Here is a 15,881-nt window from a genome sequence, read left to right as displayed (position 1 = left end):
ATACTGTACCCTATAGAGTAGACATTAAAAAGTTTATTCCATAGGGTATTTATATATAATATAAGAAAGTAATATTATTTATTAACTATGAATAGGGTTAATTCTTCCAAAAGATTATAATGTTTATCTTTTGTTTTAACAATAGGTCTCATTGGCATATATTTATTTTGTTGATATACGACACCTACATCTCCACTACTAAGCTTAACTTCCATACCAGTTGGATATATATAAATATTTTTTTTGAAAACTTTAATTATATTTTCATCAAAATATGTAGATGATTTTCCTATAATCTCTTCAAAAGCTTCAAAAGGCTGCAATCCTTTCTTTGAAATCAAATTATCATATTCATTACATATAGCAACTATTTTTGAAAACTCATATATATCATTTCCATTTTGTTGATTTGGATAACCTAATCCATCTACTCTTTCATGATGCTGAAGTGCTATTATATAAGAAGTAACATTTATTCCTTTACTATTTCTTAAAATATCTATACCTTTTACTGTATGATTTTCATCATCACTTAAAGCATATCCTATATCATGTAAAAATGCACCTAACACTAAATTATATAATTTTTCATAATTATAGTTTAAATTGATACCTATAATAGCAGAGAGAATAGCAACATTTAAACTATGAACATATATACTATTTTCTATATTTCTTACGCCATTAGAAACTGAAAGTGTATTTTCTGAAATAGATAAGTTTTGTAAAATTTCTTTAAGTAAATTTGTTATTTGTGATTCATCAAAATATCCATTTTTTTTTATAGAATTAAATGCTTCTTCTAAAAGCTGTATACATTTTAATTGCGTATTTACATCAATCACATCTTCTACTACAATATCTTCAGTTCCTTCTTCTTCAACATAAGCACTATAAATACCAAGTCCATTTAGTTTTTTTATAGCAAAATCTGACAGTTTTCCTCCTTTGTTTAATACAATATTTCCGTTTTTATTATAAACAGGTTTTGACAATTCACTTCCAACATGTTTGTCTGATAAAAAAATTAATTTCATATACCAGTCCTCCTTGATTATAATTTGTTATATTATTTTAATATCATTAGAAATCTATAAAAATAAAAAAAGATGTCTATAGGACATAGACATCTTTTGCCTTAACATTTTTATGTTATATATTTTAGCATTAAATAATTATCTGCTTTGAGATTTATTTAATACTCAAAATAAAACTTATTAAAATAAGCTTTATTTCACTTTTCGGCAAACTGGCAATCATAGAATTTATATCCCTTAGACCCATGTCTTTGCGTCCTTACCTTTAGGTAAGTTTGCTATTATCGTAATATATTATTTTGTTGTCATTAAAAAAATAGATAATAAAATAATTGGTATATTTTATTATCAATATATTCCATTATAACAATATTTTATTTAATATTAAAGGATTATTTATTATAATTCGTATAATATTAAAAAATAATAATAAATAATCAGTATTAATATTGCATTAATACAACTTTTATCTATCAAAAAAAAATGATTTTATCACTGCAAAGTACTCTCTTATAAAATATTTAGGAGCTATACTGGTTATCGTTTTAGAGGGCATACCATAAGGAATAAATCCTAATCTTTTAGCTATAAATTTAGATCTAAATAAATGAAATTCATTTGTAACAATCATAATTTTATGGTTGTCTTTACCATCTGATTTTTTTAGGATTTCTTTTGTAAATTTTAGATTTTCCATTGTATTTGTAGATTTATTCTCCTGTATAATTTTATTTTCATCTATTCCATTTAAAACTAAGTAGTCTCTCATAGCTTGAGCTTCAGTAAGATTTTCGCCTTTACCTTGACCTCCACAAACAACTATTTTAGCATTAGGATTATTTTCTATGAATTCTAAAGATTTATTCATACGACCTAATAATGTAGGCGATAAAACATCTCCCCAAAGACCTGATCCTAAAACTACTAGATATTCAACATCATATTCCTTATCTTCTTGGCCATTAATTATAATAAGTCCTTCAATCATAATAAAAGAAGATACTAATATTAAAACTATTATTTTAATTAATTTTACTATTAATGTTTTTTTCATACTCACTTCATCCTTTGTATATATTTTACTATATTTATAGTATATATACTATAACACAAAAAATGGTTATAAAAATATTACATTTATATATTAAAAAATAAGTTGTTAGGTACTAAAAAATTTTAAAGCAATTTAAGTATATTGGTAGCATCAAATTGATAATAAATGTAAAATATTATATAATCTAAGTTAAATGATGGCAGGGGATGAAAAGATGGAAGGAAGTTTAGATTTAGAAATTAATAAAGAAGAAATAACAAGTAATTTGGATAGTGTAGGATGTGTTTTTCAAGAGGATAGGTTGTTACCTTTTAAAACGGTATACGAAAATATAGCTATTGTAGATAAGGAAAAAAATCACAAGAAAATAAGGTAATAATAGAAGCCGAGGTTTTAAGTCAACCAAATGTTTCTATTGGAACAAACTTTCAAATTGAAAAAGCGAACTTAAATACTGATAGAGTATTTAAGTTCGCTTTGGTTAGTATAGTTATTGTTGAAGTGATTTGCATTAAATGGTAAATTAGAAGATGAGGAGGGATTTACCATGAATGTAAGAGATAGAGTATATGAACTTAGAAATTTAATGAAAAAATACGATATTGATGCCTATATAATTCCATCAGATGATAGCCATCAAAGCGAATATGTAGGAGATTATTTTAAGTGTAGAGAATTTATTTCTGGATTTACAGGTTCAGCTGGAACTGTAGTAGTAACTCAAAATGAAGCAGGTCTTTGGACTGATGGAAGATATTTCATACAAGCTGCCACTCAGTTAGAGGGAAGTAAAATTAAATTATTCAAAATGGGTGAAGAAGGTATACCTACTGTAGAAGAGTATTTATATGAATCTATGGAAATTGGATCTACATTGGGGTTTGATGGAAAAGTAGTGTCTGCTAAAATAGGGGATAACTTAAGAGATAAGTTAAGTGATAAAAATATAAAAATATCTTATGAATATGATTTGATTGACAAGATATGGGATGATAGACCAAAACTATCTGACAAAAAGGCATTTTTGATGGATATTAAGTATTCTGGAGAGAGCAGCAGCTCTAAATTATCTAGATTAAGAGAAATTATGAAACAAAAAAATGTAACTACCCATATTATAGCTACATTAGAGGATATAGCATGGCTATTCAATATAAGAGGGGATGATGTAAAGTACAATCCTGTTGTTCTTTCTTACTGTATAGTTAGATTGGATGAAGCATTTTTATTTATTGATGAGAATAAATTAAATGATGAAATATTAAAAGAACTAAATGATGTAAATATAAATATATTGTCATATAATGCTGTTTATGACTTTATAAAAAATATAGATAAAAATGAACGTGTATTACTAGATAAAACAAATATTAACTATGCAATTTTAAATAGCATACCTAAAGGTGTAGAAATTATAAACGATTTTAATCCGATTATGTTCTTTAAAGCTAAAAAAAATGATATAGAGTTAGAAAATATCAAAAATAGCCATATTAAAGATGGGGTAGCTTTTACAAAATTCATGCATTGGTTAAAGAAAAATATTGGGAAAATAGATATAACAGAAATGAGTGCCACTGAGAAGATAGAAGATTTAAGAAAAGAGCAAGATGGATTTATACAGCCAAGCTTTAGTACTATAGCTGGATATAAAGAACATGCTGCTATGATGCACTATAGTGCTACAAAGGATACAGATTATAAACTTGAAAAAGAGCATTTGTTTTTAATAGATTCAGGTGGACATTATATTGATGGAACTACAGATATAACTAGAACTATAGCTTTAGGTGATTTAAGTGATGAATTAAAAACACATTTTACTGCTGTTTTAAGAGGTATGATAAATTTATCTATGGCAAAGTTCTTACATGGGGTTAGGGGATATAATCTAGATATATTAGCTAGAACCCCTATGTGGAATTTAGGAATAGATTATAAATGTGGAACAGGACATGGAGTAGGATATTTACTTAATATACATGAGTCTCCTAATGGATTCAGATGGAAAATAGCTCCTCATATATTTGACAGTGAGATACTTGAAGAAGGAATGATAACAACTAATGAACCGGGAATATACATAGAAGGCTCACATGGTATTAGAATAGAAAATGAACTTATAACTAAAAAAGCAGAGAAGAATGAGTATGGGCAATTTATGAAGTTTGAAGTAGTTACATTTGCACCTATAGATTTAGATGCTATAGATGTAAATCAGTTAAGTAAATTAGAAAGAGATTATTTGAATAAATATCACGAATTAGTATATAACACTTTATATGATTATTTAGATGATGATGAAAGAGAATGGTTAAGAGAATATACTAAGAGTGTGTAAAACATTAAAAGACCATGTACAAAATTGTTGTACATGGTCTTTTAATGTTTTACAAAGAAACTAAAATCATGATAAACTTTAGATAAAATGAAATTTAATATGGGGGAGGTATTATGAAAACTTTTTTTGCTTTTTTAATTTCTCTATCTATGATTGCTTCAAATCCAACACAGCAACCAATAGATAATAAAGTTGTTCTAGGAAATGAAAGGTTGATAAGTGAATACAGTCAGTTAATAGATTCAAAAAATATAGGGGTTATAACTAACCAAACAGGGGTTGATAGCATAGGTCAAAATACTTTTGAAAAGTTATACAACTATGAAAATACTAATTTGGTGTCTATATATACTCCAGAGCATGGACTTAATGGATTAACTCCTGCGGGTAAATATGTAAAGTCGTATATGGATTCTAATATGAATATTCCTGTATACAGTTTGTATGGAAAAACTAGAATGCCGAGTGAGGACATGCTTAAAGATGTGGATGTTTTAGTTTTTGACATACAAGATATAGGGTCTAGAACATATACATACATTTCAACTTTAAATTATTGTATGATAGCAGCTCAAAAGTATAACAAACAAATAGTAGTTCTGGATAGACCTAATCCTATAGGAGCTAACAAGATTGAAGGTTTTGTTCTTGAGGATAAGTATAAGTCGTTCGTTGGAATAGACAATCTTCCTATGTGTCATGGAATGACTGCTGGAGAGTTGGCTAAGTTTTTTAATAGAAATATTGGTGCGAATTTAACTGTTGTACCTATGTTGAATTACAGTAGAGACATGATATATCAGGATACTGGATTGCCATGGGTTATGACATCTCCTAATATACCGACTATAGAATCTGCTTTTGGATATATGGCAACTGGTATTGGTGAAGGAACAGGAATAGGTCAAGGAGATAAGTTTACTTGGATAGGTGGGAAAGGGATAGACAGTAATAAATTCGCTGAGCTTTTAAATAATTCAAACCTTGAAGGTGTAGAGTTTATTCCAGAAAATAAAGGGGACAAGGGTGGAGTAAAACTTAATGTAACTGATTATCATAAATTTAATCCGTGTAAGGTTGGTACATATTCATTGACGTATGCACATTCTTTAACGAAATTTAAAATTCCTAAAAGTAGTAAAAATATAGTTATGTTTGAAAAAATAATGGGGACTTCAAAATATGGAGAGTTGCTTGAGATTGGATATACTCCTGAGCAGATAGTTGATTCTTATCAAGATGATTTAAATAAGTTTAAGGTCGAAAGAGAGAAGTATTTAATGTATTAGTATAGATTGGGGGGATAAAAAATGCCAGTTATAAGTTTTGATATTGAGGTTTTTATTCAACTTGTAAACACAATAATTTTATTTGGTATTTTATATTTTGTTTTTTGCGCTATTTTTAAATTACCTAAAAAAATTAAAAGCATGTCACAAAGAATAAGTAATATTGAAGAAGATTTAAAGAATATTAAAGATAAATTGAATTAAGTTACAAAAGGGTGATATTATGTCAGGGGAATATGTTTTAGATCGTTTGATTCTATTTTTGATAATATATTTTGCTGTTAAATTTGCGATTATAGATGTCCATAAGAAGTTAAGTGAGGAAGAATCTCCTTCAAGGATAGATATTATTGGATCTAGTTTAGAGGAAACTGCATTTAAGACAGTAAGTGAGATAGAGAAAAAATTAAAGAAAAAAGATTAAAAAAAATATATTAAAGTAATAAAATCCTGGTCTATTTATTAAATAGACCAGGATTCTATTATTTATCTCTAATAGGTATAATACCATAAATACTAATATTGTGTTGTATTATAAATCTATTTTCTGATTTGGTAATTTCATTTTTCACCTACGAAAAATAAATTCGATTGTATTCAGAATACAGAAAGGTGTATAATTTAATGAGAATGTATATGGTGAAAAATTTGGATGGAGTTTATATAGCCAAAAAAGGTTTACTTTTAAAATGACGAAGTTAATGTAAATATATACAAATTAATACATAAATAGGTGATCTTATATGGGAAAAATAAAATTTACTAATAAAGTCAGAGTAAAAATAACATTTGCTATGATTTTATGTTCTGTAATTACTGCATTATTGATAAGTAGTATAAGTGTATTTATCAATTATAATTTTAGTAAAAGAGAAGTTTTTGAAAAATTAACATTACTTTCACAAAGTCATTCTAATGAATTTAATAGTGATTTTAAATCGATTGAAAACTCTGTAAATATAATTAATCAGTATATTAGCGCAACATTTGATATTGATAAATTTAATGAAAAACATAATTTTTATATAAATGAATATGAACAAAATATGGATTCCATAATAAAAAAAGTTGCACAGATTTCAAATAAAGATCAGGGGATAAATATAAAAAGTGGAATAGAAGCAATTTATTTTACTTTTAATCCAGAACTTACAGGAGATGTACATGAGATTTGGTATGCTGATAAAGAAGGAAATGAAGTTTTAGAAAAATTAGATTCAGACCCAGATCCAAATGATCCATATATAGAGTGGTTTTATCCTGAAAATAAAGAAATGAGTTGGTATTATAATACTATAAAAAAGAAAAACGGTATATGGAGTGAGCCTTATGATGAAACTGATTTAGGTATAAATATAATTTCTTATACACAAGCGATATTTAAAGATGACCTTTTGATTGGGGTTGTAGGAATAGATATTAATACAAATCAGATGAGAGATACTATTAAAAACATAAAAATATATGATAGTGGATATGCTTTTTTAATGAATGAAAATTATGATTTTTTAATTCATCGTGATTTTAAGGTTAAAGATAACTTAAAATCAATATATAATCAAAAATTGAAATTCTTATCACAAGAAATAGAAAAAAAAGATTCGGGAATTATAGAATACAAATCAAATAAAAAAGGTGAAATATTAGGTTATTCTTATTTGAATAATGGTTGGATTTTAGCCTTTATAGTACCAACTAGTGAAGTTTATTCATCACTTAAAATACAAATAGTTTTGACTATGATAATAGTATTTTTATCAATTTGTATGGTTATGTTGATTGCGTTATATATAGGAAAAACAATTTCAAAACCTATTTTAAAAATAACACATATAATTAAAAATACAGCTGATTTTAATTTTAATGATGAGATTTGCTTGAAAAATCTGATTGAAAATAAAGATGAAATAGGTATAATGGCAAAAGAAGTATGTAATATGAGAAAAATATTAAAAGAAACAGGTGTTCATAAAGCGGCTAGAATGCAGATGAAATATTTACAAGAAGAATTTCCTCTTTATAATAAAGCTAATATGGATGTACTATATGTTCCAGCAAAAACAGTTAGTGGAGATTTTTATCACATAGAAGTTATAGATGATGATTTTGTTATAGGGGTAATATGTGATGTAAGTGGAAAAGGTGTTAGTGCAGGACTAAGTACATTAGCTTTTAATATTTTATTTCATGAAGCTATATTACACAATCAAAACTCTATTGATATACTAAATGATTTAAATAAAAAAGTAGCTAAATTTCTTGGAGAAACATATATTGCAGCTTGTTGCTTTAGTTTGGACTTTAAGAATAATATAGCGAATATAGCTGGAGCTGGGGTAAGTCAATTTATGTATGTTTCAGATAAAGAGTATTGTCAAGAAAAAATAATTAAAGGCGCATTTTTAGGAATGTTTGAAGATAGTAAATTTGAGCAAGAGATAATTAACTTTAAATCAGGTGATAAATTTTATTTTTTCACAGATGGGTTAGATTTTATAGTAGATGACGAAAAAGTAAGTAAAGATTTAATCCAAAGATTTAATAATGGAGATTTAGTAAGTTTTTTAAATAATAATTTAGGATTTATACAAGCTGATAATGAATTTATAGTAGATGATTGTACTTTAATTAAAATTGAAATAAAATAAATATTATATATGATTTAATTATTTAAGCAAATTATCAAAAATTTTGAAGGATTATGCTATAATACTAATTGGTGGTATTTTTTAGAAAAAATAATATATGAACTGTTTGATTGATATAGGAGATGAATATGAGTTGAAGTTAGAAAGAGTGTTAAAAGGAATTTCAGATATTATAGGTGTATATAATCCTGATAATACAGTTTTGTTTTATAATGAAGCTGGTTATGATTTTTTTAAAAAAAGTTATGAAGAAGTTAAGGGGAAGAAATGTTATGAGATGCTTAATAGAAATCAAAATTGTCCTAATTGTCTTTGTGAAAAAGCAATTGAAACTAAGCAAATAACACAGGGAGAAAAATATATTCCAGAAATTAATAAATACATGGAATATAGGTACAATCCTGTATTAGATGATTCAGGAAAAGTGATATTTGTTGTTGAACAATTAAGGGATGTTACTGAGAAAAAGAGTTTTGAGAATATACTTAAAGAAAGTGAAGAAAGATATCGCCAAATTGTTGACATATCTCCAGATGCTATAATTATTACAGTAGGTGGAGAAATTGTTTTGGCAAATAAAGAAGCTTTGAAATATCAGAAAAATCTTATTGGAAAAAGTGCTTATAAATATTCTCCTGATTTTGCAAAAACTATGAATAAGAAAATGAAGCAAATATTAAAAAATAAAACAAAAAAGACTACATTTGATTATAAAGCTGTTTTTAGTGATGATACAAAAATAGATATAGAAGTATCTTCAAGCTATTTGCTATATAAAGGTAAACCAGCAATTCTTTCTATAATTAGAGATATTACAGAAAGAAAAAGAGAATTAAATTCTGCTGCTAAGATACAAAAGGAACTTTTGAAAAAGCCATTTCCTCTTGTGAATAAAGCACATATGGAGTCACTTTATATACCAGCAAAGACAGTTAGTGGAGATTTTTTTTATACTCATAAAGTTAATGAAGATTTAATTATTGGAATAATTGGAGATGTGAGTGGTAAAGGAATTACAGCTGCTCTTAATATATCTGCATTTAATGTTTTGTTTAATGAAGAAGTTTTAATTAATAACGATCCATCTAAAATAGTTCATAGTTTAAATAAAAAGGTTGCTAAATATATAGGAGAAAGATATATAGCAGTATGTTGTTTTAGCTTTGACTTTAGAAAAAATGAATCAAAGATAGTAGGAGCTGGAATTAATCAATTTATATATCAAAATAATAAAGGTAATACTGAAAATCGAATTGTTAGAGGTCCGTTTCTTGGTATGTTTGAAGATAGTGAATTTGATGAAAAGATAATTCATTTTAAATCAGGGGATAAATTTTATTTTTTCACAGATGGCCTAGATTTCATATTTGACAATGAGGAAATAAAAGAAGAGTATTTTAAAACTATTACAATAACTGAATTAAAAAATAATATAAAAAGTTCTTTGAAGAGTATGTTAACTGATGTAGAAGGAATAAAAGATGATTGTACATTACTTGCATTAGAAATAAAATAGAATGAGGTGAGATTTAGTGTGAGAATGAAAAAAAATGAATTTATTTTATATGGACTAGATAATTATAAACAGGTTATAGATAGTGTTGTTACGGAACTGAATATTTTAAATGATTGTTTTGATATTAAACTATTACTTACAGAAGCTTTAACAAATGCTTTTAAGCATGGTAATAACAGTGATAATGACAAGCCTATTTATTTAAGATATATTTGTAATGATAAAAATATAGAATTTGAAATAGAGGATTGTGGAAATGGGTTTAAAAATTTAAGTATTCCAAATAAACTAGCAGATGAAAATTTATTAAGTGATAGTGGAAGAGGTTTATTTCTTATAAATTGTATTGCCGATAAAATAGAGTTTAAAGATAATAAATTAGTTATACAAAAATATTTAAATGTTGGATAAAAAATAAATGTTAATGAATAGTAAATGGAGGATAATAATGAAAAAAAGTTTGAAAACTAAATTGATTTCTATGTTTTTTATATTTATATTAATTCCGCTTCTTATTTTGGGGGTTACTTCTAGTATTATGACTTCTCGTTCAATACAGCATGCAACTGAGGAAGAACTAAGAGAACTTACTGAACAAACAGCAGAGATTATAGAACAGAGCATAAATTCTGTAAGTAAGTATGTTCAAGTTTTAATCAATGATGTAGATATAGTTAATACTGCAGCTGGATATAATGAAAACAATCATGAAGTATATACATATTTATTGAAATTACAAGAAGAAAACAAAAATCAAATAGAGTCTTTATATATAACAGATGCTTCTGGTAAAGAAATTATGAGCACTAGGAACGAAAAGACTGATATTGATTTAAGTGATAGAGAATATATTCAAAATGCATTAAATGGATCTTTTGCTCAAAGTGATGTTATATTAAACAAAGATAATAATGAGCCTGTAATAGCTATTGCGTATCCTTTAGTAATTGATAGTAAAGTTGTAGGTACAATATGTGCAAGCATTAGTTTTGATAATATTTCAAGTCATGTATCAAAATTAAGAGTTGGAGAAAAAGGATATGCTTACATGATTGATAAAAATGGAGTGTTTATCAATCATCCTACAAAAGAAAAAATATTGAATGAAAATATAGGGAGTATAGATGATAGTGAGTTAAAAGGGTTAGTAGATAAAATGAAGTCTGGTGAAGCTGGTGAAGGTTATTATACATATGAAGGAAGATATAAATTTGTAAAATTTGTTCCTGTTAATGATTGGACTGTAGTAGTAACAGCTGATTATAAAGAATATATGGCTTCAGCATTAAATATTAGAAAAATTACAATAATAATAACTATATTATCTTTATTAATTGCAATGCTTTTAGCCTATTTGATGACAACTAAGAATATTATAAATCCTATTAAAAATCTAGAAAAATTAATGATTAAAGCAGGAGAAGGAGATTTGACAGTTAGATCAAATATAACTACAAATGATGAAATACAGGTGTTAGGTGAATATTTCAATGATATGATTGAGCATCAATCAAATATAATAAAGCATGTTAGAATTGGATCAGAAGAGTTGACAGCATCATCAGAAGAGTTAGCAGCATCATCAGAAGAAATAAGCGCGTCAACAGAACATATAGCTGATAATATACAAAGTGTTGCATATAATGCAGAAAACCAAAATAAATCAATAATTGAAACATCTGAGGTTTTAGTTCAACTTTCAAGTTTGATTCAAATAGCAAAAAATAAAGTGATTACAGCTAAGGAAAATTCTGATAATACTATGAATGCTGCTAAACAAGGAAGAGTAAAAGTTGAAGAAACAGTTGAAGCCATTGAAAATATTAGTAAAGTATCAACTGAAACACAAGATGTACTTCAAGTTTTAGATGATCTTTCTAAAAAAGTTAGTGGTATTATCAGTACAATTAATAATATTTCAAGTCAAACAAATCTATTAGCGTTAAATGCTTCTATAGAAGCAGCCAGAGCTGGCGAACATGGAAAAGGATTCAGTGTAGTAGCTGATGAAGTTCGTAAGCTTGCAGAACAAACAAATGTTGAATCAAATGAAATATCTTCATTGGTAAACGAAATGGTAATTCAAATAGAAAAAGCAGTTAGTTCAATGTATATAGCTAAACAGGCAGTAGAAAATGGAGTTATTGTAGCAAAAGAAACAGATAAATCATTTATAAATATTATAGATGCAGTAGAGCAAATAAGTAATGATGTCAATCAAGTTGTAGATGTTACAAAGGATGAAGTTGCAAGTTCGGATCAAATAATACAGCTTATTGACTCTGTAGCAACTACTACTGAGACTACAACTGAAAGTAGTCAACAAGTTGCGGCAGCAGCTCAGGAGCAGTCTTCTATAATTCAAAATTTAGCGGCTAGTTCAGAAGAAACTAGTGCTATGGCGGTTAGCTTAAATAATTTAGTAGAAAAATTTAAAATTTGAGGTGAATAGAAATGAGTGAGATAAAAATATCAATGCCTGAAAATTTTGCAGTAGACGAAGCAGCAGAATTTAGACAGAATATGAATAATTTGATAGCCGAAGGCAATAAAAATTTTATGCTTAATTTTAGCGGTTGTACATTTATTGATAGTACGGGACTTGGAGTATTAGTAGGAATATATAAAAAGTGTAATGAGATAAATGGAAGCTTAATACTTAATTCAATAAATTCAAAGGTTATGAAGATTTTTGAATTAACAAGACTAGACAAGGTATTTGAAATTAAATAATTTAAAAGACTCAAAGAGTTAAATATGACTCGTTGAGTCTTTTTTTGTTGTAAGTCATATATAGAAATTAAAAAAACTATATTGTATAATTATGTAAAAATATTTAGTCATAGATTAGGAGGATAAAATGTTATTTAAGTCAAATGGGTTTAGAGTAGATTTAGTTGAAGATAAGGATTTAAATGAAATTATTCAAGTTTACAATTCTAATGAAAAATTTTTGATTAATCATATGGATAAGGAAAAAATAACAACTGAGTGGATGGTTGAAGAACTAAAATCAATGAAAGAAATGGGATTTTTATGTTGTAAGATAGTAGATATCGACTCTGAAAAAATAGTTGGAGTAGTAGATTTTAAGTTAGATAAGGAAACGTATTTATCTTTACTTATGATACACAATAATTATAAAAATAGAGGTTTGGGAAGTTTAATATATAAAGATTTAGAAAAATATATATTATCTTTAGAAAGCAGTTGTATAAGAATCGATGTAGTTACTGGTTATGATGATTCTGTGACTGAGTTTTGGCACAAAAATGGATTTGTTGATTTTGAAGATATACAGCTTAATTGGACAGGCAAGCTTTTGCCAGCTGTTTTAATGAAGAAGAATTTAAAATAAATACTGAATACAATATAGGTAGGTGATTATAATAGATTTCTATAATGAAATGGCTATAAAAGAACTTAATAATTGGAAGAAGAAAATGAGAAAAAAACCATCTTTGGTTGAAAAAGCGTCAAAGCATATGCAAAATAAGTTTAATAATTTGTTACCTGAAAAATATCATGAAATAGTAACTTCTGCTATAAAAAATATGACTAGAGTAGTTTTGTTTGGTTCGAAATATATTACTAAGAAACCTTATATAAATTTATCACTTCGACAAAGAGAAGAATTAGTGGCTCAAAAAACTAAAACATATAAAACTACTGCTTTAATAGAAGGTGCAGGAACTGGAGCCGGTGGAATAATGTTAGGTCTTGCTGATTTACCTTTACTTTTAAGTATTAAAATGAAGTTACTTTATGATATTGCTGCTATATATGGCTTTGATGTTAATGATTATAAAGAAAGAATTTATATATTAAATATATTCCACATGACTTTTGCAAGTAAGAGTAAAGTAAATGAGGTATTTGATAAAATGGAAAACTTTGAAGAATATTTTCATTCTTTACCTGATGACATTGATTCTTTTGACTGGAGAGCTTTTCAACAAGAGTATAGAGATTATATAGATTTAGCAAAACTTTTACAGATGGTACCTGGAATTGGAGCTTTTGTAGGTGCATATGTTAATTCTAAGCTTATAGATAGACTTAGCAAAACTGCTATTCAAGCTTATCGAATGAGGTTATTTTCATAAATATATTAAAAAAATCAAAAATCGTAACTCATGTTACGGAATAAACTATACCGATATAGTAAACTTTACTCATAGCAACACAACATAAGAAAATTAATTAAACATAATATAGATGAGGAGGAGTTAACTATGGGTATGTTTTGTTATCAATGTCAAGAGGCAGCAGGATGTAAAGGGTGTACAGTAAGAGGTGTATGTGGTAAGAATGAATCAGTAGCAAAGTCACAAGATATATTGGTTTATGTAAGTAAGGGACTTGCGATAGTAAGTAATGAAGGAAGAAAGGTAGGAGTTATTGATCATAAGGTAGATAAGTATATAACTGAAAACTTATTTACAACAATAACTAATGCTAACTTTGATAGAAAAGCTATTTTAGATAGAGTTAAAGAGACTTTAAGATTAAGAGAAGAATTGAAGATTAAGGTTGAAGAATCTGGTGGTAATGTAACTGGTGATGCAACTGATTGGTCTGCAGTTACAGAAGCTGAGTTTGATAAAAAGGCAGAGACTGTTGGAGTATTAGCGACAGAAAATGAAGATGTAAGAAGTTTAAGAGAGCTTATTATTTATGGATTAAAAGGTTTATCAGCTTATATGAAGCATGCTATGAACTTAGGATACAATAATGAAGATGTTCATGGTTTTATGGCTAAGGCTTTAGCTGCAACACTTGATGATAGTTTAACTGCTGATGATTTGGTTGGACTTGCTATGGAAGCTGGAAAATATGGTGTTGATGGAATGGCCTTATTAGATCAAGCAAATACAGGAACTTATGGACATCCAGAGATAACTAAGGTTGATATAGGTGTTAGAAATAAACCAGGTATATTAATATCAGGACATGATCTAAAAGATTTAGAGTTATTATTAAAGCAGACAGAAGGAACTGGAGTAGAGGTTTATACTCACAGTGAGATGCTTGCAGGACAGTATTATCCAGAATTTAAAAAGTACTCTCATTTTGCAGGAAACTACGGAAATGCATGGTGGAAGCAAACAGAAGAATTTGAAAAATTCAATGGACCTATATTAATGACTACAAACTGTGTTGTTCCTCCAAAGGATTCATATAAAGAAAGATTATTTACAACAGGAGCTTCAGGTGTACCGGGATGTAAGCATATAAATGCTGATGAAAATGGAAATAAGGATTTTAGTGAAATAATAGAGATGGCTAAAAAATGTAATTCTCCAACAGAGATAGAAAACGGAGAAATAGTAGGAGGATTTGCGCATAATCAAGTATTAGCGCTTGCTGATAAGGTTGTAGATGCTGTTAAATTTGGTGCTATAAAGAGATTCTTTGTAATGGCTGGTTGTGATGGTAGAGCAAAATCAAGAAACTACTATACAGATTTTGCTAAGGCTATACCAAATGATACAGTTATATTAACTGCGGGATGTGCAAAATATAAATACAATAAGCTTGATTTAGGCGATATAGAAGGAATACCAAGAGTTTTAGATGCAGGACAATGTAATGATTCGTATTCGTTAGTAGTAATTGCTTTAAAACTTAAGGAAGTATTCGGACTTGATGATGTAAATGAATTACCTATATCCTATAATATAGCTTGGTATGAGCAAAAGGCTGTAATAGTTTTATTATCACTTTTATACTTGGGTGTTAAAAACATTCATCTAGGACCAACACTACCTGCATTCTTATCTCCAAACGTTGCTAAAGTATTAGTAGATAACTTTGGAATAGCTGGGATTACTAATGTAGAAGATGATGTGCAAATGTTTATGCAAGGTTAATCAAAAGCGTAGCTATTTAAGTAGCTACCTAAATTTCGTACAAATGTAATTATTTATTCACTATAAAATACCAATTGATCAAATCTCTAATTTGGAAAAATTATAGCTCTTAATCCCAAAACA

The 15,881-nt window shown here is 27.3% G+C and carries 15 protein-coding genes and 1 riboswitch; of the genes, 13 read left to right on the top strand and 2 right to left on the bottom strand.

Translation table 11 applies throughout. From position 1 onward, the window contains the following. Positions 1-74 precede the first annotated feature (74 nt). Both WJW32_RS02955 and WJW32_RS02950 read right to left on the bottom strand, forming a co-directional pair. On the bottom strand, positions 75-1,037 hold the full coding sequence (locus WJW32_RS02955) for an HD-GYP domain-containing protein (RefSeq protein WP_340254749.1): 963 nt from the start codon (positions 1,035-1,037) through the stop codon (positions 75-77). 203 nt (positions 1,038-1,240) lie between these two features. Continuing rightward, positions 1,241-1,327, bottom strand: a riboswitch (cyclic di-GMP riboswitch). A gap of 176 nt (positions 1,328-1,503) precedes the next feature. Next, positions 1,504-2,091 (bottom strand): YdcF family protein, encoded by a 588-nt coding sequence (locus WJW32_RS02950; RefSeq protein WP_340254746.1) that lies wholly within the window; start codon positions 2,089-2,091, stop codon positions 1,504-1,506. A gap of 214 nt (positions 2,092-2,305) precedes the next feature. Here WJW32_RS02950 and WJW32_RS02945 point away from each other — a divergent pair, with 214 nt between their 5' ends. The 13 genes from WJW32_RS02945 to hcp all read left to right on the top strand — a co-directional run bounded on the left by WJW32_RS02945 (position 2,306) and on the right by hcp (position 15,758). Next, positions 2,306-2,467 carry a hypothetical protein gene (locus WJW32_RS02945; RefSeq protein WP_340254743.1) on the top strand — a complete coding sequence of 54 codons (162 nt, stop codon included), beginning with the start codon at positions 2,306-2,308 and terminating at the stop codon, positions 2,465-2,467. 171 nt (positions 2,468-2,638) lie between these two features. After that, positions 2,639-4,432: an aminopeptidase P family protein gene (locus WJW32_RS02940; protein ID WP_340254740.1), complete on the top strand. Its 1,794-nt coding sequence runs from the start codon at positions 2,639-2,641 to the stop codon at positions 4,430-4,432. A 113-nt stretch (positions 4,433-4,545) separates the two neighbouring features. Further along, positions 4,546-5,721, top strand: coding sequence for a DUF1343 domain-containing protein (locus WJW32_RS02935; RefSeq protein WP_340254737.1), 1,176 nt, complete (start codon positions 4,546-4,548; stop codon positions 5,719-5,721). 21 nt (positions 5,722-5,742) lie between these two features. After that, the gene (locus WJW32_RS02930; RefSeq protein WP_340254734.1) at positions 5,743-5,925 is read left to right on the top strand and encodes a hypothetical protein; all 183 of its coding nucleotides are present in this window, start codon (positions 5,743-5,745) and stop codon (positions 5,923-5,925) included. Between the two features lie 19 nt (positions 5,926-5,944). Further along, a complete protein-coding gene (locus WJW32_RS02925) occupies positions 5,945-6,145 on the top strand; it encodes a hypothetical protein (RefSeq protein WP_340254731.1) in 201 nt (66 codons plus the stop codon). Positions 6,146-6,464: 319 nt separating this feature from the next. Beyond that, positions 6,465-8,369, top strand: coding sequence for a SpoIIE family protein phosphatase (locus tag WJW32_RS02920; protein WP_340254728.1), 1,905 nt, complete (start codon positions 6,465-6,467; stop codon positions 8,367-8,369). A 133-nt stretch (positions 8,370-8,502) separates the two neighbouring features. Further along, positions 8,503-9,885 carry a SpoIIE family protein phosphatase gene (locus tag WJW32_RS02915; protein WP_340254725.1) on the top strand — a complete coding sequence of 461 codons (1,383 nt, stop codon included), beginning with the start codon at positions 8,503-8,505 and terminating at the stop codon, positions 9,883-9,885. Positions 9,886-9,909: 24 nt separating this feature from the next. After that, positions 9,910-10,296 carry an ATP-binding protein gene (locus WJW32_RS02910; RefSeq protein ID WP_340254957.1) on the top strand — a complete coding sequence of 129 codons (387 nt, stop codon included), beginning with the start codon at positions 9,910-9,912 and terminating at the stop codon, positions 10,294-10,296. 37 nt (positions 10,297-10,333) lie between these two features. After that, positions 10,334-12,328, top strand: coding sequence for a methyl-accepting chemotaxis protein (locus WJW32_RS02905; RefSeq protein ID WP_340254722.1), 1,995 nt, complete (start codon positions 10,334-10,336; stop codon positions 12,326-12,328). A gap of 11 nt (positions 12,329-12,339) precedes the next feature. Continuing rightward, entirely contained in the window at positions 12,340-12,618 is a 279-nt protein-coding gene (locus WJW32_RS02900; RefSeq protein WP_340254719.1) for an STAS domain-containing protein, read from the top strand. Positions 12,619-12,745: 127 nt separating this feature from the next. Further along, positions 12,746-13,243 (top strand): GNAT family N-acetyltransferase, encoded by a 498-nt coding sequence (locus WJW32_RS02895; protein WP_340254716.1) that lies wholly within the window; start codon positions 12,746-12,748, stop codon positions 13,241-13,243. A 22-nt stretch (positions 13,244-13,265) separates the two neighbouring features. Next, the gene (locus tag WJW32_RS02890) at positions 13,266-13,991 is read left to right on the top strand and encodes an EcsC family protein (RefSeq protein ID WP_340254714.1); all 726 of its coding nucleotides are present in this window, start codon (positions 13,266-13,268) and stop codon (positions 13,989-13,991) included. A 129-nt stretch (positions 13,992-14,120) separates the two neighbouring features. After that, the gene (gene hcp / locus WJW32_RS02885) at positions 14,121-15,758 is read left to right on the top strand and encodes a hydroxylamine reductase (RefSeq protein WP_340254711.1); all 1,638 of its coding nucleotides are present in this window, start codon (positions 14,121-14,123) and stop codon (positions 15,756-15,758) included. Positions 15,759-15,881 lie beyond the last annotated feature (123 nt).

The organism is Tepidibacter sp. Z1-5 (assembly GCF_037844525.1).
Taxonomy (GTDB): Bacteria; Bacillota; Clostridia; order Peptostreptococcales; family Peptostreptococcaceae; genus Tepidibacter_A.
This window is presented reverse-complemented; position numbering and strand designations above follow the sequence as displayed.